The sequence below is a fragment of the Curtobacterium sp. NPDC089185 genome (genome assembly GCF_040685235.1).
Taxonomy (GTDB): domain Bacteria; phylum Actinomycetota; class Actinomycetes; order Actinomycetales; family Microbacteriaceae; genus Curtobacterium; species Curtobacterium citri.
This window is the reverse complement of the sequence record NZ_JBFBHK010000019.1, coordinates 17151-39833: the sequence shown is the minus strand read 5'-3', so window position 1 is coordinate 39833 and position 22683 is coordinate 17151. Positions and strand designations below refer to the sequence as shown.

The 22683-nt window shown below is 72.6% G+C and carries 22 protein-coding genes and 3 tRNA genes; 10 read left to right on the top strand and 15 right to left on the bottom strand.

Features of this window, described 5'->3' with window-relative positions; genetic code table 11:
• Window positions 1-195: 195 nt before the first annotated feature.
• Both AB0N84_RS14710 and AB0N84_RS14705 read left to right on the top strand, forming a co-directional pair.
• Window positions 196-438 (top strand): DUF4190 domain-containing protein, encoded by a 243-nt coding sequence (locus AB0N84_RS14710; RefSeq protein WP_182046960.1) that lies wholly within the window; start codon window positions 196-198, stop codon window positions 436-438.
• A gap of 25 nt (window positions 439-463) precedes the next feature.
• Window positions 464-1357 (top strand): serine hydrolase, encoded by an 894-nt coding sequence (locus tag AB0N84_RS14705; RefSeq protein ID WP_363547624.1) that lies wholly within the window; start codon window positions 464-466, stop codon window positions 1355-1357.
• Between the two features lie 23 nt (window positions 1358-1380).
• On the opposite strand, the gene AB0N84_RS14700 is transcribed toward AB0N84_RS14705, so the two are convergent.
• Entirely contained in the window at window positions 1381-1845 is a 465-nt protein-coding gene (locus AB0N84_RS14700; protein WP_363547621.1) for a MarR family winged helix-turn-helix transcriptional regulator, read from the bottom strand.
• A 119-nt stretch (window positions 1846-1964) separates the two neighbouring features.
• On the opposite strand from AB0N84_RS14700, the gene AB0N84_RS14695 reads away from it, so the two are divergent.
• Both AB0N84_RS14695 and AB0N84_RS14690 read left to right on the top strand, forming a co-directional pair.
• On the top strand, window positions 1965-5504 hold the full coding sequence (locus AB0N84_RS14695) for a proline dehydrogenase family protein (protein ID WP_363547618.1): 3540 nt from the start codon (window positions 1965-1967) through the stop codon (window positions 5502-5504).
• Window positions 5505-5539: 35 nt separating this feature from the next.
• A complete protein-coding gene (locus tag AB0N84_RS14690) occupies window positions 5540-5752 on the top strand; it encodes a hypothetical protein (protein WP_069711812.1) in 213 nt (70 codons plus the stop codon).
• 45 nt (window positions 5753-5797) lie between these two features.
• Here the strand turns inward: AB0N84_RS14690 and AB0N84_RS14685 are convergent, their stop codons facing one another.
• A complete protein-coding gene (locus tag AB0N84_RS14685; RefSeq protein ID WP_363547614.1) occupies window positions 5798-6163 on the bottom strand; it encodes a hypothetical protein in 366 nt (121 codons plus the stop codon).
• On the bottom strand, window positions 6160-7155 hold the full coding sequence (locus AB0N84_RS14680) for an SDR family oxidoreductase (RefSeq protein ID WP_363547611.1): 996 nt from the start codon (window positions 7153-7155) through the stop codon (window positions 6160-6162). Before AB0N84_RS14680 ends, AB0N84_RS14685 begins: the two co-directional genes overlap by 4 nt.
• Window positions 7156-7238: 83 nt before the next feature.
• Here AB0N84_RS14680 and AB0N84_RS14675 point away from each other — a divergent pair, with 83 nt between their 5' ends.
• Entirely contained in the window at window positions 7239-7853 is a 615-nt protein-coding gene (locus tag AB0N84_RS14675; RefSeq protein WP_363547608.1) for a hypothetical protein, read from the top strand.
• Window positions 7854-7870: 17 nt separating this feature from the next.
• On the opposite strand, the gene AB0N84_RS14670 is transcribed toward AB0N84_RS14675, so the two are convergent.
• The 6 genes from AB0N84_RS14670 to AB0N84_RS14645 all read right to left on the bottom strand — a co-directional run bounded on the left by AB0N84_RS14670 (window position 7871) and on the right by AB0N84_RS14645 (window position 13400).
• Window positions 7871-9142 (bottom strand): phosphatidylserine decarboxylase family protein, encoded by a 1272-nt coding sequence (locus AB0N84_RS14670; RefSeq protein WP_363547605.1) that lies wholly within the window; start codon window positions 9140-9142, stop codon window positions 7871-7873.
• Window positions 9143-9244: 102 nt separating this feature from the next.
• Entirely contained in the window at window positions 9245-10879 is a 1635-nt protein-coding gene (locus AB0N84_RS14665; protein WP_363547602.1) for a hypothetical protein, read from the bottom strand.
• A gap of 83 nt (window positions 10880-10962) precedes the next feature.
• Complete coding sequence (locus tag AB0N84_RS14660) at window positions 10963-11724, bottom strand: DUF2071 domain-containing protein (RefSeq protein WP_363547599.1); 762 nt, start codon at window positions 11722-11724, stop codon at window positions 10963-10965.
• A complete protein-coding gene (locus tag AB0N84_RS14655) occupies window positions 11721-12551 on the bottom strand; it encodes a nitroreductase family protein (RefSeq protein ID WP_363547596.1) in 831 nt (276 codons plus the stop codon). The genes AB0N84_RS14660 and AB0N84_RS14655 overlap by 4 nt, the downstream gene beginning before the upstream one ends.
• A gap of 3 nt (window positions 12552-12554) precedes the next feature.
• Complete coding sequence (locus AB0N84_RS14650; RefSeq protein WP_363547593.1) at window positions 12555-12938, bottom strand: hypothetical protein; 384 nt, start codon at window positions 12936-12938, stop codon at window positions 12555-12557.
• A gap of 24 nt (window positions 12939-12962) precedes the next feature.
• The gene (locus AB0N84_RS14645; protein WP_058741615.1) at window positions 12963-13400 is read right to left on the bottom strand and encodes an Lrp/AsnC family transcriptional regulator; all 438 of its coding nucleotides are present in this window, start codon (window positions 13398-13400) and stop codon (window positions 12963-12965) included.
• Window positions 13401-13639: 239 nt separating this feature from the next.
• On the opposite strand from AB0N84_RS14645, the gene ddaH reads away from it, so the two are divergent.
• The gene (ddaH, locus tag AB0N84_RS14640; RefSeq protein ID WP_363547585.1) at window positions 13640-14527 is read left to right on the top strand and encodes a dimethylargininase; all 888 of its coding nucleotides are present in this window, start codon (window positions 13640-13642) and stop codon (window positions 14525-14527) included.
• 2 nt (window positions 14528-14529) lie between these two features.
• Window positions 14530-15819, top strand: coding sequence for an ornithine--oxo-acid transaminase (rocD, locus tag AB0N84_RS14635; protein WP_363547582.1), 1290 nt, complete (start codon window positions 14530-14532; stop codon window positions 15817-15819).
• Between the two features lie 70 nt (window positions 15820-15889).
• Here the strand turns inward: rocD and AB0N84_RS14630 are convergent, their stop codons facing one another.
• Both AB0N84_RS14630 and AB0N84_RS14625 read right to left on the bottom strand, forming a co-directional pair.
• Window positions 15890-16885, bottom strand: a complete 996-nt coding sequence (locus tag AB0N84_RS14630) for an SDR family oxidoreductase (RefSeq protein ID WP_289459263.1) — start codon at window positions 16883-16885, stop codon at window positions 15890-15892.
• Between the two features lie 58 nt (window positions 16886-16943).
• A complete protein-coding gene (locus AB0N84_RS14625; protein WP_363547579.1) occupies window positions 16944-17468 on the bottom strand; it encodes a hypothetical protein in 525 nt (174 codons plus the stop codon).
• Window positions 17469-17669: 201 nt separating this feature from the next.
• Between AB0N84_RS14625 and AB0N84_RS14620 the strand changes: the two genes are divergently transcribed.
• Window positions 17670-18680: an aldo/keto reductase family protein gene (locus AB0N84_RS14620; protein WP_182046945.1), complete on the top strand. Its 1011-nt coding sequence runs from the start codon at window positions 17670-17672 to the stop codon at window positions 18678-18680.
• 72 nt (window positions 18681-18752) lie between these two features.
• On the opposite strand, the gene AB0N84_RS14615 is transcribed toward AB0N84_RS14620, so the two are convergent.
• The 3 genes from AB0N84_RS14615 to AB0N84_RS14605 form a co-directional block, all read right to left on the bottom strand.
• Window positions 18753-18825 (bottom strand) — tRNA-Phe (locus tag AB0N84_RS14615).
• A 1-nt stretch (window position 18826) separates the two neighbouring features.
• Window positions 18827-18903: transfer RNA gene (locus AB0N84_RS14610), tRNA-Asp, on the bottom strand.
• 58 nt (window positions 18904-18961) lie between these two features.
• Window positions 18962-19034 (bottom strand) — tRNA-Glu (locus tag AB0N84_RS14605).
• A gap of 255 nt (window positions 19035-19289) precedes the next feature.
• Here AB0N84_RS14605 and AB0N84_RS14600 point away from each other — a divergent pair.
• Both AB0N84_RS14600 and AB0N84_RS14595 read left to right on the top strand, forming a co-directional pair.
• A complete protein-coding gene (locus AB0N84_RS14600; RefSeq protein WP_363547576.1) occupies window positions 19290-20573 on the top strand; it encodes a M23 family metallopeptidase in 1284 nt (427 codons plus the stop codon).
• A 33-nt stretch (window positions 20574-20606) separates the two neighbouring features.
• Window positions 20607-22100: an NlpC/P60 family protein gene (locus AB0N84_RS14595; protein WP_363547573.1), complete on the top strand. Its 1494-nt coding sequence runs from the start codon at window positions 20607-20609 to the stop codon at window positions 22098-22100.
• Window positions 22101-22184: 84 nt separating this feature from the next.
• Here AB0N84_RS14595 and AB0N84_RS14590 read toward each other — a convergent pair whose 3' ends face one another.
• Window positions 22185-22676: an inorganic diphosphatase gene (locus AB0N84_RS14590; RefSeq protein WP_363547570.1), complete on the bottom strand. Its 492-nt coding sequence runs from the start codon at window positions 22674-22676 to the stop codon at window positions 22185-22187.
• Between the last annotated feature and the right edge of the window lie 7 nt (window positions 22677-22683).

Sequence of the window (22683 nt, the reverse complement as noted above, 5' to 3'; positions counted from 1 at the left end):
CAAGACCGACGCCGTCAAGGGTGGCCTGCTCGTCGGTACCGCCACCATCACCGCCCAGATCAAGTAACACCCAGCACCACCAGCGGGACACCACCACAGCACCACGACGCGAAGGCGCCGCCCCCCGACCAGGGGACGGCGCCTTCCGCCGTACCCCGACCCCGCCTCCCAGCGCCTCGACGACAGGATGGAGTGGTGACCGCACCCCAGGACGTGACCCCGAGGGTCAATACACTCGCCGTCGTCGCCTTCGTCCTCGTCTTCTTCGTCGCCTTCGTCGGGTCGATCGTCGGGTTCCTGGCCCTGCGCGACATCGACAGGACGGGGGAGGGCGGTCGTGCACTCGCTCTGTGGGCGATCGTCCTCGGCTTCGTCTTCACCGCGTTCAACATCGTCGTCGGGGCCCTCGTCCTCGTCTCGATCCTCCGCCAGGGCTGAGGGGTCCGGCCGCGATGATGGTGCCGTGAACGCCGCCGAACTCGTCCGCGACGCCGTCCTCACCGAGGTCGAGCGCACCGGCTTCCGGGCGCACGGCCTGCACGTCCTCGTGGGCGACCACACCGCCGAGCACCGCTGGAGCGCCGACGTCCGCCGCGACGTCCACTCGGTGGCGAAGGGCGTGGCCGTCCTGGCCGTCGGGATCGCCGTCGGCGACGGCGTCGTCGCGCTCGACGAACCCGTCGGCGCACTGCTGCCCGACGTGGGACTCGGTCCGGGCGTGCAGGACGTGACCCTCCGGCACCTCCTCGCCATGACGAGCGGCATCGACATGCCGTGGTCACCGACGCAGGCGACGGACTGGCCCGACCTGGCGCGGGAGTTCCTCGGACGGCCCACCCCGGGTCGCCGGTTCCAGTACGCGAACGCCAGCACGTACACCGCCGTCCGAGCACTCGCCGAGCGGGTCGGGGACGTCGGCGCCTTCGTGCAGGACCGCCTGTTCACCCCGCTCGGCATCGCCGACGTCGTGTGGGACCGCGTTCCGCTCGGTCACGTCGTCGCCGGTGGGGGGTTGTGGCTCCGGACCGCCGAGGTCGCGCGCATCGGTCGACTCCTCCGCGACCGGGGGACCCTCGACGGGCGACCGCTCGTGCCCGCGGCGATCGTGGACGCGATGCACGGCGACTGGGTGACAGCCGGGTCCTCGCCCGCCTACGACCGCTACGCCCTCGCCGGGTGGGGCGGGCCCGGACGGCTCTGGCGGCTGCACGGCGCGTACGGACAGCTCGTGCTCCTCGACCCCCTGGCCGACGCGGTGGTGACGCTCACCGCCGACGACCACGAGCGGGCGGACGCCGTCGCCGCGGCGGTGGCGCGGGTGCTCGCCGACGTCGCGTCCTCGCCCTCCGGACGGTGACGGGCTGGACTGCCGGGTCCCGGTCAGTCCTCTGGGTCCGCTGGGCCGAGCGCGTCGAGGAGGCGGTGGGAGACGGACCGCAGCGTGTCCGCGTCGGTCCCCACGGGCCTCCAGAACAGCTGCTCGAGCGCCGCGGTGTGCGCGCGGATGCCGGCCAGCACCGCACGGCGGCCCTCGGTCGTCATCGTGACCCAGCTGCCCCGACCGTCGGTCGGGCAGTCGGCCCGCTCGACGAGGCCGCGACCGACCATCCGGGTGACCTGGTGGCTGACCCGCGACTTCTCCCAGCCGATGCCGGCGGCGACGTCACGTACCCGGAGTCGGCGGTCCGGAGCGCGCTGGAGACCGATGAGGATCTCGAACTCGGGGATCGAGATGCCGGCTCCCTCCTGCACCGCGTGGTCGAGCGCGCGGTCGAGCCGCCGCCAGACGTCGTGGAACGCGTCCCACGTCGCCCAGTCGTGCCCTGCGCCACCGTCGTCCGCCATGACCGCCAGCGTAGCCAGCAGCGGACGTCCCGAGCACACGCTCGATCCGTCCGGCTCGCTCCGAGTCGGCACCCGGCGTACTCAGAGGTCACGTCGGGGGGCCGGAATACGATCGCTCCATGCCCTCCCCGCACCTCCGTGACTGCACCGACGACGTGGTGGCACGGGCTCAGGGGTGGATCGACGCCGGCCGCGGTGTCCGGACGGACCCCGCGGCTGCCCGCCTGGCCGAGCTGCTCGCCGACCCGCGCGGGCGCGACTTCGCGCGGGAGTTCGTCGACGTCGTCGTCCGGCCGGAGGACCCGCGGGTCGTCGCGCGGAACCTCGAACGGGCGAGCCGCTCGGTGCCGGAGGACCTCGCGTGGTGGCTCCGTGGGGCGGTGACCGTCGGCGGCGGCTTCGCGACGATGGCGCCGTGGGCCGTCGTGCCCTCGGCGCGCCGCGTCCTCCGTCGACTCGCCGGACACCTCGTCGTCGACGCGACCGTCGCCAGGACCCCGGCGGCCCTGGCGCGGGTGGGCGGACCCGACACCCGGGTCGACGTCGACCTGCTCGGCCCGGCCGTCCTCGGATCCGCCGGGCGCGACCGGCGGCTCGCGGCGATCACCGAACTCGTGCAGCAGGACGTCGGCGCCGTCTCGGTCGACCTCGACGCGGTGCTGCCGTCGACCTCGCCGTGGGACCTCGACGCGGCCGTCGCCGACGCCGTCGAGCACCTCGCACCGCTCGTGCGCACCGCCGCGGGTCGTCCGACCCCGCCGGTGGTCACGCTGCAGAGCGGACGGGCGGACGACCTCGAGCGGACCGTCGGGGTGCTCTGCGCCCTGCTCCGGCTCGACGGCACCGCCGGGGTGACCCTCGGCGTGACCCTGCCGGCCGAGCTGCCCGAGTCGCTCGACGCGCTCGACGAGGTGACGGCCCGGGCGCAGGACCGCCGTGCCGCCGGGGGAGCGCCCGTCCGGGTCCGCCTCGGCACGGGCACGCTCCTCGCGACCGAACGGGTGGACGCCGTCCTGCAGAGCCGCCCGCTCGCGGTCACCGCCGACCGCCTGGCGACGGACACCGCGTTCCTGCGACTGCTCGACCGGGCGATCGACCCCGAGCGCACCGACGCCGTGCACGTCGGGGTCGCCACCTCCGACCCGTTCGCGCTGGCGGCCGCGTCCGTCCTCGCCGAACGCCGCGGTGTGCTCGACGCGGTGGAGCCCGAGGTCCTCCTCGGCACGACCCGCCTCGCGGACGCCCTCCGCGGTTCCTTCGGCCGGGTCGTCGTCCGCGTCCCGCTCGTCCGCCCCGACGAGTACGACGCTGCCGTGCCGTTCCTCGCCCGGCGCCTGCGCGAGGTCGCGGACGGCGTCGCCAGCACGTCCGACGGTGACGACGCAGCCGCTGACGACCGCGGGCTGGCCGCGCACGTCGATGCCGTCGCCGCACTCGTCCGTCCGGCACCGACCTCCCGTCGCATCCAGGACCGTCGCCGGCCTCCCGGCGACCCGGTGCTGCTCGACCGGTCCGGCAGCACGCCCGACACCGATCCTTCGGTCCCGGGGAACCGCGAGTGGGCAGCCGAGGTCCTCGCCCGCGTGCCGGGGTCCCAGCGCGGTGCCGCCACCATCCGCGCCGCGCGCACCACAGACCGCGGGCGGCTCGAGCGGATGATCGCCCGCACGGCCTCGGCCGGGGCGAACTGGGGCCGGCAGGAACCGGAGGACCGGGCGGAGCTCTTCGACCTGATCGCCCACGCCGTCGAACGCCACCGTGCCGACCTGGTCGAAGTGGTCGTCTCCGAGCTCGGGTTCACGCTGGCCGAGGCCGACGGCGAGGTCAGCCGCGCTGTCGACGCAGCCGTGCACGCCGCCGACCGCACCCGGCACCTGGTCGACGTCACGGGAGCGCAGCCGGCACCACCGCGGCTCACCGTGGTCGTGCCGTCGTGGAGCGCCCCGCTCGTCGACGCCGCCGACGGCGTCCTGACGGCACTCGCCGCCGGGAGCGGTGTGGTGCTGCAGCCCGCGACCGCCGCGCGCCGGGCCGGTGCCGTGTTCGCCGAGGTGCTCTGGGACGCCGGGGTGCCCCACTCCCTGCTCCAGCTCGTCGACCTCGACGGCAGCGACCTCGCACGGGACCTCGTCGCCCACCCCGCCGTCGACCGGGTCGTGCTCACCGGGGCACCGGAGACGGCGCGGTCCTACCGGTGGTGGCGGGCCGACCTGCCCCTCGTCGCCGAGCTGACCGGGGTCGTGACGGCGGTGGTGACCCCGTCGGCCGACCTCGACCAGGCGGCGCGCGACGTCGTGGCGTCGGCGTTCGACCGTGCCGGGCAGTCGGCGGCCGCCGTGTCGTTGCTCGTGCTCGTCGGGTCCGTCGGCGAGAGCGACCACTTCCGCGACCAGCTCGCCGACGCGGTCCGTGGGTTGCGCACGGCGTGGCCGACCGACCCGTCCGCGCAGGTCGGGCCGCTCGTCGCCGAGCCGTCCGGTCCGGTCCGCACGGCCTTGACCGAGCTGCGGCCGGGGGAGTCGTGGCTCGTCGAACCCGCCGCCCTCGACGACTCCGGGCGACTGTGGTCCCCGGGCGTCCGGGAGGGCGTGCGCCCCACTGCCGACCACTCCCGGTCCGCTGTCCCCGCTCCCGTGCTGGACGTCGTCCGCGTCGACACGCTCGAGGACGCGCTCGCCCTGCAGGAGGCCGTCGACGGCGGCTCCGTCGCGGCCCTGCACACGCTCGACCCGGACGAGGTCGCCACCTGGTCGGACCGCACTCGGGCCGGCCTGCTCGTCGTCGACCGCCCGACCACCGGCGCCCGACCAGGGCGACAGCCGGTCGGCGGATGGCGGCGGACCGCGGTCGGACCCACCGTGCACCGCGGGGGCCCGCTCGCCGTGCTCGGTGCGGACCGCTGGCGGCCGACGGCGCGCACCGCCCAGCGCAGCATCCAGCTGCAGGGACTCGGGAACCGCGTGACGGCGGTCATCGAAGCCGCGCGCGGCGGGCTGTCGTTCGAGGAGTTCGACCGGGTCCGTGCGGGTGCCGAGAGCGACGCGGCAGCGCGTGCGGCCCTCTACGGTCGCTCACGGGACACGGCCGACCTCGTCGTCGAGCGGAACGTCATCCGGTTCCGACCGCAGTCCGTGGTCGTCCGTCAGTCGACGGGCGTCGGTGCCGGTGACCTCGTCCGCGTGCTCGTCGCGGCGACCGCGGCACGAGCGCACGTGCTCCTGAGCACCGCCCGACCGCTGCCGGCCGAGCTGCTGCCGCTGTTCTCCGCCGCGCGGTCCCCGCTCCACGTCGTCGACCAGCTGGTCGAGGACGACGCAGCGTTCCTGGCCCGTGCCGCGTCCGGCGCCCTGCTGCAGGACGACTGGTCGGACGGAGCGGAGCAGGACGTGGACCCGCTCGACCTCGTCCTCGCCCAGGGTGTCGAGCGGCGACGCCACACGGCGTTCGGTGGCCCCGGCTCCCGTGTGCGGCTGCTCGGCGGCGACCCGCGTGCGCTCGAGGCGGCGCTCGGAGCCGGGACGGACACGACGATCCACGACGACCCGGTGGTCGAGTCCGGCCTGGTCGAGATGCTGCACTTCCTGCGGGAGCAGACCGTGTCCGTCGCGGCGCACCGGCACGGCGACGTCTCGACGGCGTTCAGCCGGCTGCGGCTCTGAGCGGTCGCCGCGGTGAGCGGCGTACCGTCCGGGGCATGAACGCACGAGCGAACGACGACGAGGTCCAGACCGCCCCCGTGATGGACGGTGCCACCGAGGCCACCAACGAGGAGAAGCTCTCCGGCCTGGTGGAACAGGTCGAGCACGACCACGGCGACGAGGGGGCCGGGGCCATGGCCGACCACCTGCGGGACCGCATGGACGAGACCGGTGTCGAGGACGAGGGACCGGTCACCGAGGTCGAGTAGCGGTCGGGCCGCGGCCGGCTGTCCGCCAGCCGCGGCGACCGAGGGTCACCGTCGGCCGGGGCGACGCCGTCCCGTGCCGACGAGCCCGACCTCGAGCGCCGTCAGGACGATCGCGACCACGAGCTGCCGGACGGCGAACCCGCGGGTCTGCCGGTCGAGCGCGATGAGCGGCACCATCGAGACGCCGTGCGTGGCGTCGACGGCAGCGCCGAGCACGTGCGCCTCGGGGGAGCCCGCGCGGACGAGCAGTGCCGCCTGGGCGAGCTGCCGCACGCCGAGGACCCGACCGAAGACGGCGACCCGCCCCGTCGAACCGCGCGACGCGATCAGGTGAGCGATCCCGATGCCCGCGCGGAGTCCCTCGACCCAGCGCGCACGCTCGGTGCTTGCCCGGCGGCTGCGGCGGCTCATCGGCGCTTCCCCGCGGCGATCGCGAGCGCTCCGGCGGCACCGAGTGCAGCGCCGATGATGCCGTTGCCGAGTCGGCGGTGCTCCACCCACCAGGTCTGCGGTGACCACGCGTGCGCCGAGTCGTCGAAGACACCGTGCGCGCCGTGATCGCCCGCCACCGGCTCGTAGAGGTTGGTCGGCAGGGACTCGCCGTCCTTCTGCTCGGCCTGCTGCCCGCTGACCAGGGTCTTCGCGGCGTACCAGTCGGCGAAGCGACCGCTGATCCGGTTGCCGAGGATCGTGTAGACGGTCGACTCGCCGACCCAGGTGCGGCGACGGGGCCGCTCGGCGGTGGTGGCGATCGCGCGTGCGCCGACCTCGGGCTGGTAGATCGGGGCGACCGGCTGCGGGTGGTGCGGCAGCAGCGACTTCACCCAGTTGAACTGGACCGTGTTGAGTGCGGGCATGTCCACCCGGCTCACGGCGACCTTGCTGCCCTGCGCGGAGAGCTCCGACACGACCGACTCGGTGAAGCCCACGATGGCGTGCTTCGAGCTGCAGTAGGCGGACTGCAGCGGGATGCCGCGGAAGCCCAGCGCCGACCCGACCTGGATGACGTGACCGCGGTCGCGGGGGACCATGCGCGACAGTGCCGCGCGGGTGCCGTGCACGAAGCCGAGGAAGTTCACGTCGAGGGCCCGCTCGAAGTCGTCGGCCTCGGTGTCGAGGAACCGTCCGAAGACCCCGACCATCACGCAGTTGACCCACAGGTCGATCGGGCCGAGTTCCTGCTCGGCGCGGTCGGCAGCGGCCTCGACCGCCTGACGGTCGGCGACGTCGGCGACCAGCGCGAGCCCACGACGTCCGGCGGCCTCGACCTCCGCGACGGCGGCCGCGACCCCGTCCTCCCCGCGGGCGAGGACGGCCACGTCCCACCCCCGCGCGGCGAGCTCGCGGACGGTCGACCGCCCCAGTCCAGCCGAACCACCGGTCACCACTGCCACGCGCGTCATGCTGTCCGTTGTACGCGGAGCACGGTCACCGCCGACTCAGCGGGCGTCCCCCGGCACGGCACCACGGGGAGCATGATGGCGCGGTGGAGACGCGCGACGAGGACCCGGTCGAGGAGGCACCGCCCGGCTGGGTGCTGCGCACGCCCACGCGGTGGCGAGAGGTCTGGGTCCTGCCACTGCTGGCACTCGGCGTCGCCGCGCTGATGATCGTCGCCGGGTCCGCCTCCGCGGACGTGCTCGCGCGGGTGCCCTGGGTGACGGCCGCGGTCGTGATGTCGGCCGGCGCGGTCGCGCTGGCGGTCGCGGGCTGGCGAGCGTACCGGGACCAGACCCGCGGCGCCTCGTGGGACCTGCACCGGACGGCGGTCCTGGCAGGTGTCGCGAGCGGCGCCGTGGTGATGGTCGCGAGCCTGGTCGCCGGTGGCGCGATCGGTGTCGCGATGGGCGCCCTCGGTGGGCTGCCGACCATCATGTGGTCCGCGCGTTCGATCACCCGCTTCGATCGTACGGCGGTGTCGGTGGCGTGCACCGTCGTCGCGGTGGTGTCCCTGGTCCTGGTCGTCGTCGGGCTGACGGTCGACGTCGTCCCGCACGGGCGCGCGACGGTCTGGGCCGGGGTCGCGCCGCTCGTCGCCGTCATCACGGCGGTGTTCGCGTTCGTGCAGTTCCGCGCCCTCGCCCGCACGCCGTCGGATTGAGCGCGGGAGGACGACCGTCAGTCGCCCGCCGCCCGCCTCGCCGTCGCCAGGTGCGACCGCACGTGCAGCAGCACCGGCTCCTCGTCCGGTGCCTGCGGCAGCGCTCCGAGCGAGAACGACTCCACGACGTCCGGCCCGAACAGCACGCACACCGAGGACCCGCCGAACTGGAAGTACCCCAGCTCGTCGCCCTTGCCGACCCGGGCGCCCGGCTCGATGCCGTCGCCGATCACGCAGGACGACACGTCCGACATCCCGATGAACACGACCGCGACGGTGCCGATGGTCGGGTCGTCGGCGTCGACGAGCACGATCGCCCGTGTCGCGACGTGCGCCAGGTACCCCTGGGACAGCTGGGGTTCGGCGGCCTCGGCTCCCTGCGACGACGCCTCGGAGTAGTAGGTGCCCGGCTCGACCCAGGCGCGGAGGACCGTCCCGCCCACCGGGCTGTGCCAGCGGTGGTACTCGAGCGCGCTCAGGAACGCCTGCCACACCGTCCCGTCCACGAACAGGTCGGTGGCCTCGTCGCCGGCGAGCAGCTCCTCGACCGAGTACGGCTCGGCCTTCGCCCAGAACGCGTCGCGCCGGTGCACGCGGCTCGCGATCCGGTACGGCGTGGCCTCGCAGGGACTGACCACCACGGCGTCGTCGTCCGGAGCGGCCACGGGCCGCTCGCCGTCCTGCAGGCGACGGGTGAAGAAGTCGTTCCAGGAGCCGAAGCCCCCGTGCTCGTCGTCCGGGTCGTACACGAACTGGTCCAGGCCGACCGCACGACGAGCTGCGTCGCTCAGCCATCCCGACGGCGCGTCCACGAGCACCCCGAGCGACTTGTCGCTCGACAGGAAGTCGCACCACCCCTGCAGGATCGCCCGGAGCGCGTCGTTCACCCGGGGGTCCCGGTAGAACGCGAAGCCGGCCGGGGTGGCCTTCGTCCAGTCGAGCACACCGTCGAGCGGGGTCATCACCATCTGCTCGTCGCTGTACTCCGGCGCGGTCGTGATCACCTCGTCGACGAGTTCGAGCAGCTCGTCGAACGACTCGAGGTGCCGGTCCTGGTACTCGCGACCGGTGGGGACCTGCTCGATCATCTGGTGCGCGTGCATCCGCAGCACCGGGTCGCCCTCGACGAGGTCCCGGAGGGCGGACACCGCGGGGTGCAGCGCGCGGTCAGGATCGCGGTGCTGGTGGCGGTCCCGGCGACCGCGGAGCCACGCCTCGAGTCCTGACTGGTCCTGCGGGAGCCATCCGGCTCGTCGCCGGACGTCCTGCTGGTGCGATGCTCCGGTCACCTCACGCACGTTACTCACGCGCGGGGGAGGCCGTCCCAGCGCCGCGACGACGGGACCCCGCCGATCGCAGCGATCGGCGGGGTCCGCGTGGAGGTGGTCAGGTCACCCTTCGACGGTGACCTCCGTGGTCGTGACCCGGTTCCACAGACTGCCGTGTGGCTTTTCCTTGGCGAGGAACGTGAGCTTGTACTTGCCGGGCGTCTGGTAGATCTTCGCGGCGAAGTGCCCGTCCTTGACGGCGAACTCGCCGGCGCGCTTCCCGTTCTCGAGGACCAGCACGGACTCGCCGGGTGCCGTGCCCGTGTACGTGACGAAACCGTCCCGGTCGAGCTGCACCGAGCCGGACTGGTCGACAGAGAGCTCGGTGGCCGGCGTCTCGTTGCCGTCGCCGGGCTGCTGGCTGTCGTCGCGGACGACGTACCGGAGCGTGGTCCGGGCGACGGGTGCGCCGTGTTCGGTGCCGGAGAGGGCGATGGACGCGATCCGCCCGCCGGGCTTGGTGGCGGGGACGTCGACCGACCAGTGGCCGTCTCGGACCTCGGTGGTGGTCTGGGAGCCGTTGTCGAGGTCGCGGACGGTGATCCACCCGCCGGAGGCGCGGCCGGAGAGGGTGACCTTGCCGTCCTTCGGGGTGAGTTCGGCGCCCTGCTGCTGGTCGAGGCGCAGCGACGCGGGGTCGACCTGCCCGCCGTTGCCGTCGCCGGGCTGCTGGCTGTCGTCGCGGACGATGTACCGGAACGTGGCCTGGGTGACGGGGGCAGCCTGTTCGGTGCTGGAGAGGGCGATGGACGTGATCTGCCAGCCGGGGGTGGTGGCGGTGACGTCGACGGACCAGTGGCCGTCGTGGACCTCGGTGGTACCGAGGGTCTTCCGGTCGGCGTCGCGGACGGTGATCCACCCGCCGGAGGCGCGGCCGGAGAGGGTGACCTTGCCGTCCTTCGGGGTGAGCTCGGCGCCCTGCTGCTGGTCGAGGCGCAGCGACGCGGGGTCGACCTGCTCGCCGCTGCCGGAGCCGCCACCAGAGCCGCCGTCGGAGCCACCGCCCGTACCCCCGTCCGAGCCACCGAACGTGTAGTGGTCGTCGGACTCGAGCGATCGCTTCTCCCCGAGCACCTGCGAGGCCCGCACCTGGTTCTCACCCCCGCGGAACTCGACGGACACCGTGGCGACCCCGTCGTCCGATGCCAGCGCGGCCGTCGAGTGCCCGTTCGCGACGACGGTCACCTCGGCACCCGGCACTGCTTCGTACCGCATCTCGTGGGTCAGTTGACCGTGCTGCACCGCACGGGAGATCTCGGTCAGGCGCCCCTCCGAGCTGAGGTCGAGCGGCGCGGACAGGGGGAGGCCGCTGAAGTCCACGTCGACGGCGCGTTCCGTCGAGGACTGCCCGGTGTCCACCGCGTAGTGCGCCGAGTCCTGACCGTTCGGCTTCACCTGGAAGATGATCGGCTTCCGCGAGTCACCGCTCTTGGCATCGACGATCTCGCCCGACGGATCGATGAGCCGCACCACCGTGGGTGCGTCGACCGTGACGCGCACGTCGACCCACTGCAGGTCACCGACCCGCATCGGGGCCTGCTGGACGTCGGTGATGCCGGCGCGGGCGGTCGACGCGGACGACGCGGCGGCACGCGCGGGCTGCCCGGGGGCCGCGAACGCGCTCGCGCTCGTGGCGCCGACGGCGAGGCAGCTCGCGAGGACCACGGCGGATCCGACGGCGAGGGGACGGAGGTTCATGCTGTTCCTTTCACGAGGACGGAAGTCCCCGAAAGGCTACGTATCTGAAATACCGCTGCTTGTGATCATCCCGAGCGCGATGGTCACCGCCCGATCCCGAACCGCGTCGTCACCCCCGGCGAGTACAGCACCGAGTCCGGCTCGAGCCCCGACAGCCCGAACGGCAGCCCGGCGGCACCGAGCAGGTCGTCCTGCAGCCGTCGGACGGTGGCCCGGTGCAGCGGCCACGGTTCGTGCTCGTTCGGCCAGAAGCGCGTCGCGCCGAGCCGTCGCACGTGCATGCCCCACCGTGCCGTGAGGAAGGTCTCGAGCGGGGTCGGCGCCGTGACCTCGTCGCCGATCGCGACCTCGATGCGCGACCGCAGGCGGGTGCCGTGCCGCCGCATCGCGTAGGCGATGCGCCCGGCTCCGCGACGCCGCTGCGCGACCGCCCACCAGTAGGGCAGCCCGGTCGCGACGCGCGCCCCGACCGTCGGCGCGAGCTTCCCCGCGTCGAGCGACAGGAACACGACCCCGTGCCGTCCACGGTCGTCGACCGTGTAGACACGCACGTTGATCTCGACGAAGTCGCCGACCCGGCCGACGGACACGGGCGGGAACCGGGTGTCCTCGAACGAGAACGCGATGAGGCCCACCCACGTGGTCACCCCGTCGTCGACGCCGTCGGCCCCGAGCGTGTCCGGCCGCACGCCCTTCGGCAGCAGCGGCGCGACGGCGGATGCGTCGACCCGCCAGTGCACGAAGACGACGTCACGCCAGGCCTGCTCGATCCAGGGGCGGCCCGGCAGGCCGGGGGCGACGGACGGGAGGCCGGGCGCACCTCCGGCGGGCTGGCTCACGGTCACGGGGCACTCCTCTCCGCGGGCTCGCCCGCCTCCGACACGTCGTCCCACCCGGTCTGCGGGGTCGCGCAGGTCCCGCGGAACACGTACTGCGACGGGCGCTTCCGTTCGTTCGACACCCAGTCGATGGCGGGTCGTCGGCGCTCCGGCGGCACGTACCCGATCCGGTACACGGCCATGAGCTCGAGCTCCGGCGGGACGGCCAGCAGGTCCTCGACCTCGGCCCACGCCTCCTCGATCTCCATCGGGAACGACACGAACTGGATCCCGAGGCCGAGCTCGGTCGTCGCGAGCCAGACGTTCTCCATCGCCGCGCCCATGCTGAAGACGGAGTAGAAGGCGTTGCGCGCCTCCTTCTGGTACTCGTCGCGGTCGAGCATCACGCCGAGCAGGAGCGGCGAGCCGGCGACGAGCTTCCGGTTCTCCTCGCCGAGGGTCTGCGGGACGCGCAGCGTGTTCATGAGCAGCTGGCCGCGACGGGTGAAGACCTGCTTCGTGAAGGGCCTGAGCGGTCCGGGGAGCTTGTCGAACAGCATGCCGTCGCGCCGCTCGTCCATCTCGGCCTGCGAGAACCGGAAGTACGGCCGGTAGCGGCTGAAGAACGACCCCTCGGCCATGGTCCGGGTCATCGATCGTCCGCTGATGTCCGCGATCCGGTCGATCGTGTCGCGCTCCTCGACGATGACGAACCGCCACGGCTGGCTGTTGAGCTGCGACGGTGCCCGCCCGGCGAGCTCCACGAGGAGCCGCTGGTGCTCCTCGGACACCGGGTCGGGCAGGAACGCCCCGTTGGTCGTGCGTCGTCGTCGGATCGCCTCGAACAGCTCCACGGATCACCCTCCTCGCCGGCCGCGGGCGAGCAGCGCCCCCAGGTAGGACGGTGCCGCGGCGACCGCGACCTTCCAGTGTGCTCCGGCACGGGGGTCGGTGCGTGGAGCGACCGCGAGGGGGACGAGCGCGGGCAGCAGGAACAGGGCGGTCCGGTCGCGCGTCCAGAGCGGGGTCGTCGCGGCGGCACCCGTCAGGGCGGCGGTGACGACGAACAGGCCGTGGTGCACGACACGGAGCTTCCTCGTCCGGATCACTCGGACCGCGACCGCGGTGCCCCACAGGCAGTTCGCCAGGTAGGCGACGGCCGCCGCGGTGACCAGACGTCGGGCCGCCGGCGGACGCGTGGGAGCCGTGCCGTGCCTCCCGGCCGTCCTCCTGCGTCCCACGACCGCGACCCTACGCGCGCTGCGTCAGGCGGACTCGCGGCTCACGAGCTTCGACAGGACGATCGCGCTGCGCGTGTGGTCCACCTGCGGTGCGAGGCGCACCCTGTCGAGCGCGAGCTCCAGTGCCGACAGGTCCCGCGACCGCATGTGCACGACGGCGTCGGCGCTGCCCGTGACCGTGCCGGCGTCGACGACCTCGGGCACGGTGTCGAGCAGCGTGCGGAGCTCGTCGGGGGAGACGGTGCCGCGGCAGTACAGCTCGACCCAGGCCTCGGTGCCGCGGTCCTCGACGGCGGGGTCGACCTTGATCGTGAAGCCCTGGATGACGCCGTCGGCGACGAGCCGGTCGACGCGGCGCTTGACGGCGGAGGCCGAGAGTCCGACCACCGACCCGATGTCGCCGTACCCGGCGCGGGCGTTCTCCCGGAGCTGGTCCAGGATGCGGTGGTCGAGGGTGTCCATCGCCGAACATCGTACGCGGGCTTCTTGCGAGGCAGCCGGGTCCGACGCATGAATCGTGCGTCACCCGAACGGGTGCCAGCCGAGATCCAGTCGTGACCCGACGCGGGCGCCCATCCGTGCGAGGATCGCAACGGCGTCGACCTGGTCCGCTGCGGTGAGTGAGCCTGCATCTCGCCGGAGCTCTTCACGAGTGGTGGTTCCTGGCAGGCTCGGGCCCCGGTCCCTTCCAGGAGGAACTGATGTCGAACACCGCAACCGAACCGCAGGCAGCACCGGCCCGTGTCGCCACGAAGCGCACGATCCTGATGTGCAAGCCGACGCACTACACGGTGAGCTACCGGATCAACCCGTGGATGCACCCCGAGGAGCCGACCGACACGTCGAAGGCCGTCGAGCAGTGGCAGTCGCTCGTCGACGTCTACGAGCAGCTCGGCTTCGACATCTCGTACATCGAGCCGATCGAGGGTCTGCCGGACATGGTCTACGCGGCCAACGGCGGCTTCGTGCTCGACGGCGTCGCGTACGGCGCGAAGTTCCAGTACCCCGAGCGCCAGCCCGAGGGTCCGGCGTACATGGACTGGTTCCGCAGCGCCGGCCTCGCCGTCGCCGAGCCCGAGGAGACCAACGAGGGCGAGGGCGACTTCCTGCTCATCGGCGACACGATCTTCGCCGGCACCGGGTTCCGCTCCGACAGCACCTCGCACGAGGAGCTCGCCCGCATCTACGGCCGCGAGGTCGTCACCCTCAAGCTGATCAACCCAAGCTTCTACCACCTCGACACCGCCATCGCCGTGCTCGACCCCGAGCCCGACGTGTCCGGCCGTTCGAACATCGCCTACCTGGAGAGCGCGTTCGACGAGCCCTCGCTGGCGATCCTGCGCGAGCGCTTCCCGGACGCGATCATCGCGACCGAGGAGGACGCCGCGATCCTCGGCCTCAACTCGTACTCCGACGGGTACAACGTCGTGATCGCGTCGCGCGCGACGACCTTCGCCGAGCAGCTGCGCGAGAAGGGCTACAACCCGATCGGCGTCGACCTGTCCGAGCTCCTGCTCGGCGGCGGCGGCGTGAAGTGCTGCACGCTCGACCTGCACCCCGTCGGCACCGGCACCTCGGTCGCGCGGTAGCCATGGGCACCACGACCGGAGCCGGCACCTACCAGGGTGCCGGCGCGTTCGGCGACGCCAGCGCACTCGGTGACGCCAGCTCGCTCGGTGGCGCCACCGCAGCCGCCCTCGCCGTCGAGGACCGCTCCCTCGCCCACAACTACAGCCCGCTGCCGGTCGTCATCGCGTCCGGCGAGGGTGCATGGGTGACGGACGTCGACGGCAGGCGCTACCTGGACGGACTCGCCGCCTACTCTGCGGTGAACTTCGGCCACGGCAACCCCCGACTGCTCGACGCCGCCCGTGCCCAGCTCGACCGGGTCACCCTGACGAGCCGCGCGTTCGTGAACGACCGGCTCGGCCCGTTCGCCTCGGCGCTCGCCGCCCTGACCGGCACCGACCTCGTCCTGCCGATGAACACCGGTGCCGAGGCCGTCGAGTCCGCGATCAAGGTCTCGCGTGCATGGGGCTACCGCGTCAAGGGCGTCCCGGCGGGACAGGCCACCATCGTGGTTGCGTCCGGGAACTTCCACGGGCGCACCACGACGATCGTGTCGTTCTCGGACGACCCCTCGGCCCGCGAGGACTTCGGCCCGTACACGCCGGGCTTCCGCACGGTGCCGTACGGCGACGCCGAGGCCCTCCGGGCGGCGATGGACGAGACCGTCGTCGCCGTGCTGCTCGAGCCGATCCAGGGCGAGGGCGGGGTCGTCATCCCGCCCGCCGACTACCTGCCGGCCGTCCGCGAGGTCTGCGACGAGTTCGGCGCGCTGTTCGTCGCCGACGAGATCCAGTCCGGGCTCGGCCGCACCGGGCACACCCTCGCGGTCGAACGCGTCGGCGTCCGGCCGGACCTCATCACGCTCGGCAAGGCCCTCGGCGGTGGCATCGTCCCGGTGTCCGCGGTCGTCGGCTCCCGCGAGGTGCTCGGCGTCCTCCGTCCGGGCGAGCACGGCTCGACCTTCGGCGGCAACCCGCTCGCCGCCGCCGTCGGCGCCGAGGTCGTCGCGATGCTCGACGAGGGCACGTTCCAGCAGCGCGCGCTCGAGGGCGAACCGCTCCTGCGCGGGCTGCTCGACGAGCTCGTCGGCAAGGGCGTCGTGGCGCACCGGGTCGCCGGGCTGTGGGCGGGGATCGACATCGACCCCGCGCTCGGCACCGGCAAGGAGATCGCGCACGACCTGGCCGACCGCGGCGTGCTCGTCAAGGACACGCACGGCTCGACGATCCGCTTCGCGCCGCCGCTCGTCGTCACCGACGACGAGGTCCGTCTCGCGATCGGGACCCTCGGCGAGGTGCTGGCCGCGCGCTAGGCGCGGCCACAGGACGGACGGGAGGCGCGGTGCCAGCCGGCACCGCGCCTCCCGTCCGTCGCGCTCCCCGTCAGCGCACCTGCCACCGCTCCACGAGCTGGTCCATCAGCCCGTCGAGGTGCTCGTCCGTCACCTGGCGGGACGGATCCGCGTCGAACCACGCCACGATCTCCCGCGCACCCTGCCGGATCGACGTCGACTGCGCGAACTCCGGCACGAGCGTCTGCACCTTCGTGTTGTCGAACACCGAGGTGTTCGCCTTGTCCCCGAGCAGGCTCGCACCCCACTCGGCGTCGAGGGCGTCGATCGCGTCGGCGGGGACGTGCACGAGCTGCAGGTCCTCCACGCCGGCGGCGGCCGCGAGCTCGTGGGCGATCTGGTTCCAGGTCGGCGCCTCGTCACCCGTGATGTGGAACGCCTCGCCGATCGCCTCGGCACGGTCGAGCAGCCCGACGAACCCGACCGCGAAGTCCCGCGCGTGCGTGATCGTCCACAGCGAGCTCCCGTCGCCGGTCACCACGACCGGCTTCCCCGCGCGCATGCGACCGAGCACCGTCCACCCGCCGGAGAACGGCACGAGGGTCTCGTCGTAGGTGTGGGACGGACGGATGATCGTCATCGGGAAGTCGTCCTCCCGGTAGGCCTTCGTGAGCAGGTCCTCGCACGCGATCTTGTCGCGGGAGTACTGCCAGAACGGGTTCTTCAGCGGCGTCGACTCGGTGATCGGCAGGTGCGTCGCGGGCGTCTGGTACGCCGAGGCCGACGAGATGAAGACGTACTGGTTCGTCCGCCCCGTGAACACCTCGACGTCCCGCTGCACCTGGTCGGGCGTGAACGCCACGAAGTCGATGACGACGTCCCAGCGCTGGTCGCCGATCGCCGCCTCGAGCGCGGCGCGGTCCGACACGTCGGCCTGGAGGCGCGTGACGCTCTCCGGGATCGGCCGCTTGTCGGTCGTGCCCCGGTTGAGCACGGTGACGTCGAACCCCTGCTCGACGGCTTCGCGGACGCACGCGGCGCTGATGATGCCGCTGCCGCCGATGAACAGCACGCTCGGTCCCGACATGGATGCTCCCTTGCTCCCGGCGGTGCCGCTGTGCACCGCGCCCCTGCGATCCTGCCCCTCAGTCGCTGGGTCGGGCGTCGAGGACGGCGCGGAGCGACGTCGTGTCGGCCGCCCACTCCGCAGCGACGGGGTGGATCCAGCCGAGCAGCTCCAGCGCGGCGTCGAGGTCGCGGCGGAGGTCGCGCTGGTGGATCGGTTCGTGGTGGGCGGCGCGGTTCCTGACGAAGTGCAGCTGCTGCATCCGAGCACGGACCTCCCGCTTGACGCGACCATGGATCTCGGGCCGTCGTCCGTTCCGGCTCGCGCGTGCTCGGGCCTTGTCCAGGTCGAGACGTCCCTGCTGGTCGAGATGCACGGCATCGAACCAGGTCGGTGCACCGCGTCGAGCCGCCCAGACGCCGAGCTCCCGGTCCAAGGAGTTGCGCGCGACGACCTCGACGATGCCGGTCAGTCCCAGGACGGCTGCCGCGGCGCGCATGTTCCACTCGTACAGGCGGATCGCGGACGTCAGATCCGGGCACCGCGCCGTGTAGGACCGCAGGCGCTCCGGCGTCAGGAGCGCCGGGAGATCTTGGTGAAGCATCGGTTCCCTTGTACGATGGGTGACGAAGACCCCGGAACGATCACTGGCCTCGGCCACATCGCCGGGGTTTCGTCTTGCCCCGGACCACTGATACTTCACCGTACCTGCCGCACGGCGAACGGTGGAAGCGGTTCGGACTTCGCGGACTACCGTCACGGGTCGGGGCGCACCGACGCGCTCCACGACAGGAGTGACACGCACATGGAGTACCGCTACCTCGGCAACTCGGGCCTCAAGGTGTCCGAGATCACCTACGGCAACTGGCTCACCCACGCCTCACAGGTCGAGAACGACGCGGCGATCGCCTGCGTCCGTGCCGCGCTCGACGTCGGCATCTCGACGTTCGACACCGCCGACGTCTACGCGAACACCGGCGCCGAGACCGTCCTCGGCGAGGCCCTCAAGGGGGAGCGGCGTCAGTCGCTGGAGATCGCGACGAAGGTCTTCGGTCCGACCGGTCCGAAGGGCCACAACGACACCGGGCTGAGCCGGAAGCACATCCTCGAGTCGATCGACGGGTCGCTCGAGCGCCTGCAGACCGACTACGTCGACCTCTACCAGGCGCACCGCTTCGACCACGAGACCCCGCTCGAGGAGACGATGCAGGCGTTCGCCGACGTCGTGCGACAGGGCAAGGTGCTCTACGTCGGCGTCTCGGAGTGGACCGCCGAACAGCTCCGCGCGGGTGCGGCCCTGGCGAAGGAGTTGGGCTTCCAGCTCATCTCGAACCAGCCGCAGTACTCGGCGCTCTGGCGGGTCATCGAGGGCGAGGTCGTCCCGACCTCGGAGGAGCTCGGCATCTCGCAGATCGTCTGGTCCCCGATCGCCCAGGGCGTCCTGACCGGCAAGTACCAGCCCGGTCAGCCGCTGCCCGAGGGTTCACGTGCCACGGACGACAAGGGCGGCGCGAAGATGATCGAGCGCTTCATGAACGACGAGGTGCTCACCGCCGTGCAGGAACTCGGGCCCGTCGCCGACGAGCTCAGCCTGTCGATGGCGCAGCTCGCGGTCGCGTGGGTGCTGCAGAACCAGAACGTGGCGTCGGCGATCATCGGTGCCTCGCGTCCGGAGCAGGTGCACGACAACGCCGGCGCTGCCGGGGTGCAGATCCCCGCGGAGCTGATGTCCCGCATCGACGACGCCCTCGGGTCGGTCGTCGAGCGTGACCCGGCGAAGACGAACGACAGCAGCCCGAAGACCCGCGAGGCCTAGGCCCGGTTGCGTCCCCGGGGACCGCCCGGGAAGGCAAAAGAGCCCCTCACTCTCGTGAGGGGCTCTTCACCGTGGCTGGACACGGCATCGATCCGTGGACCTTTCGATTTTCAGTCGAACGCTCTACCAACTGAGCTATCCAGCCGTGGCGACCCTGACGGGACTTGAACCCGCGACCTCCGCCGTGACAGGGCGGCACGCTAACCAACTGCGCTACAGGGCCATGTTGTGTTGTGATTACTGCTTCGGTGTTGCTCGGTTGCTTGCTCACTCACGTGGAGTGACCCCAACGGGATTCGAACCCGTGCTGCCGCCGTGAAAGGGCGGTGTCCTAGGCCACTAAACGATAGGGCCGCAAGCTGCGCCGTGCGCTACCGATGGACAAGCATACGGATGCCCTGCGAGGTGTGCAAATCGAACGCCTCCGAGCGTGCATCTCCGGCGTGTCGCGCCGTCCCGTCCCGGACCGGCACGTCCCCGGTGCCACCATCGGGGCGTCCTGGCACCCTCGCTCGGGGGTGTCCGCCGTGTGACTGCTGTTGTTACTGTTGCGTCTGTTGACAGCGTCACGTGCGCGAGCCCCGCCGTGCCGTTACGAAAACGAGACAGATGTCGAAATCCCTCACCTCCCTCCGCCCCCGCCGCCGCGTGATCGCCGCCGCGGTCGCCGTCGTGCTCACCGCCGGGGCCCTCGCGGCCGTCGGTCCGGTGACCGCCGCCTCGGCCGCCGGGTACCCGAGCTGGTCCGACGTCGAGCAGGCCAAGGCGTCGAAGGACGCGCAGCAGGCGAAGGTGACGGAGATCAAGGCGCTCCTCGACGACCTCACGTCGAAGGCGTCCGCCGCCCAGGCCTCGGCCGCAGCGGCGGGCAAGGCGTACCAGGACGCACAGACGAAGTACGACGCCGCGACCCTCGAGCAGCAGACGCTGCAGGATCAGGCGGACGAGGCCGAGCGCACCGCGACGCAGTCGGAGGCGCAGGCGGGTCAGCTTGCCGCACAGCTCGGTCGCGCGAGCGCGAACGACGTGACGACCGACATCCTCACGCACCCTTCGGCGTCCGGCGACCTGCTCTACGAGCTCGGCGCGATGTCGAAGCTGTCGGAGCAGGCGGACGGCATCTACTCCCAGGCCTCGCAGGACCGCGGGGTCGCCCAGGGTCTCGCCGACCGTGCCGAACAGGCGAAGGAGGCCCTCGGGGTCCTCGCCGAGGCCGCCCAGACGAAGATGCAGGCCGCGCAGGCCGCCGCCGACCGCGCCCAGACCGCGGTCGACGCCGAGGCCGACAACAAGGCCCGCCTCGAAGCGCAGCTCACCCTGCTCACGACGAACGCGAAGAACGTCGAGGCGGCGTACGACAAGGGCGTCGCCGCCGAGAAGGCACGGCGGGCAGCAGCCGAGGCCGCGGCGGCCCGGCAGGCGGCAGCGGCGGCGAAGGCAGCGGCCACGAGCCAGGGCGGCTCCGGCGGTGGCACGCCGAACTCCTCCGGGTGGGTCCGTCCCGCCGGCGGCTACCAGACGAGCCCCTACGGCTACCGCGTCGACCCGTACACGCACTACCGCGCCCTGCACGCCGGGGTCGACCTCGCGCCGGCCTGCTACGCCCCGATCTACGCGGCACACTCCGGCACCGTGACCTTCGCGGCGAACGGCGGCGGCTACGGCAACGAGGTCGTGCTCGACAACGGCGGCGGCATCTCCACCGCCTACGGGCACATCGTCGATGGCGGCATCCTCGTGTCCGTCGGGCAGCACGTCGAGGCCGGGCAGCAGATCGCGAAGATCGGCTCCACCGGTTGGTCGACGGGGTGCCACCTCCACTTCGAGACCCGGGTGAACGGCTCCGCCGTCGACCCGGTCCCCTTCATGGCAGCGCGGGGGATCTCGGTATGAGCAACAGCGCCGTCGAGAGGCCCTGAGCACGACATGAAGCCCTCCCCCCGCCACCGCACCGCGTGCACCGCGGTCGTCGCCGTCCTCGGCATCGGTCTGTCGGTCGTGCTGGCCGGTCCCGCCCAGGCCGCGCCGTCGGCCCCGAGCTGGGACGACGTGCGCGAGGCCAAGGCGGACACCGCCCAGGCCCAGCAGACGGCGGACGAGCTGAGCGCCCGACTGCAGACCCTGCAGGACGCCGCGGACTCGGCGCAGGTGGCGGAGCTCCAGGCGGGCCAGGACTACGCGATGGCGGCGTCCGAGCAGCAGGACGCGAAGGACACCCTCGACGACCTGACCGCGCAGGCGAAGCGCGCCGGTGCACGAGCGGACGAGTCGGCGGCGCAGGTCGCGGGGCTCGTCGTCGAGCTCTCGCGCACGGGTGGCGGGGACCTCTCGACCTCGATGCTCGTCGACGCGTCGGACGCGAAGGACCTGCTCTACCGCGTCGGCACGGTCTCGCACCTGTCCGAGCGCTCGGCCCGGGTCCTCGCCCAGGCGCAGGCCGACCAGAACACGGTCGAGTCGATCGCCGCGCAGCAGCAGGCCGCGACCACCGCCCTGGCCGAGGCGACGCGGAAGTCGGAACGCGCGCTGGACGAGGCGAACGCCCTGGCGGCTGCGGCGAGCGGCCGGGTCGAGCAGCAGCAGGCCAAGCAGTCCGAGGTGCTGGAGCAGCTCGCGTTCCTCAAGGGCACGAGCGTCGCCACCGAGACGGCGTACTGGGACGCGCAGCAGGCCGCCCGCGCCGAGCAGCAGCTCGCTGCCCGGGCCGGCGGGGGCAGCACGAGCAACGGCAACGGCAACGCGGACGGTGGCGGCGCCACGACGACCGCGCCGAGCGCCGGCGGGCAGCCGAGTGGTGGCGGCACGAGCACCGGGACCGACCCGTCGTCGCCGAGCGTCCCGTCGCGACCGGCCACGAGCACGCCGACCACGAGCACACCCAGCACGCCGACCTCGAAGCCGTCGAGCCCGAGCGCCCCGGCGCCCGCGCCCGCCCCTGCTCCGGCCCCCGCGCCCGCTCCGAAGCCCGCCCCCGCTCCGAAGCCGGCACCCGCTCCCGCCCCGGCACCCGCTCCCGCACCGAGTGCGAGCAAGGCCGCCGGCGCCATCGCCTACGCCCGCGCGCAGATCGGCGACGCCTACGTCTTCGGCGGTGCCGGCCCGAACCAGTGGGACTGCTCGGGCCTGGTGATGATGGCCTACAACTCCCAGGGCATCGCCACGGGCGGCCACAACGTCGTCTGGCAGTACAACCACTTCGCGTCGATCGGCCGCCTGGTCCCGCTGTCGCAGCGGCAGGCCGGCGACATCCTGTTCTACTCGTCCAACGGCTCGGTCAGCGGGGCGTACCACGACTCGATCTACACCGGTGGCGGGATGATGGTCGAGGCCGCCAACCCCACCCGCGGTGTGCTCGAGCGGGCGATCTGGACCCCGAGCCAGCTCCTGCCCTACGTGGCCCGTCCGAGCGGCTCGATGTAGCCGGGCCGCGGACACCGAGACCGACACGAAGAACGGCGCCCGCCCTCCGACCGGAGAGCGGGCGCCGTTCGCGTGCGCGGTGGGTCAGTGACCGGTGGGCACGTACGCGGCCTGGCCGGCCTGCACGATCGCCTCGGCCTCGGCGGCGTCGCCCCAGCCCTCGGCCTTGACCCACTTGTTCGGCTCGAGGTCCTTGTAGCGCTCGAAGAAGTGCGCGATCTCGGCCTTCGTCTGGTCGTCGACGTCCGAGATGTCCTGGACGTGCTGCCAGCGCGGGTCCTTCGCGGGGACCACGAGGACCTTCGCGTCGTTGCCGGCCTCGTCGCTCATCTTGAAGACACCGACCGGACGGACCTTGACGCCCACACCCGGGAAGGTCGGGTACTCGAGCAGCAGCAGCGCGTCCACGGGGTCGCCGTCGTCGGCCAGGGTCTTCTCGAAGAACCCGTAGTCGGTCGGGTAGACGAACGAGGTGAACAGCACGCGGTCGAGGTACACGCGACCGGTCTCGTGGTCGACCTCGTACTTGTTGCGGCTGCCCTTGGGGATCTCGACGACGACGTCGTACGCGGTCATGGTGCGC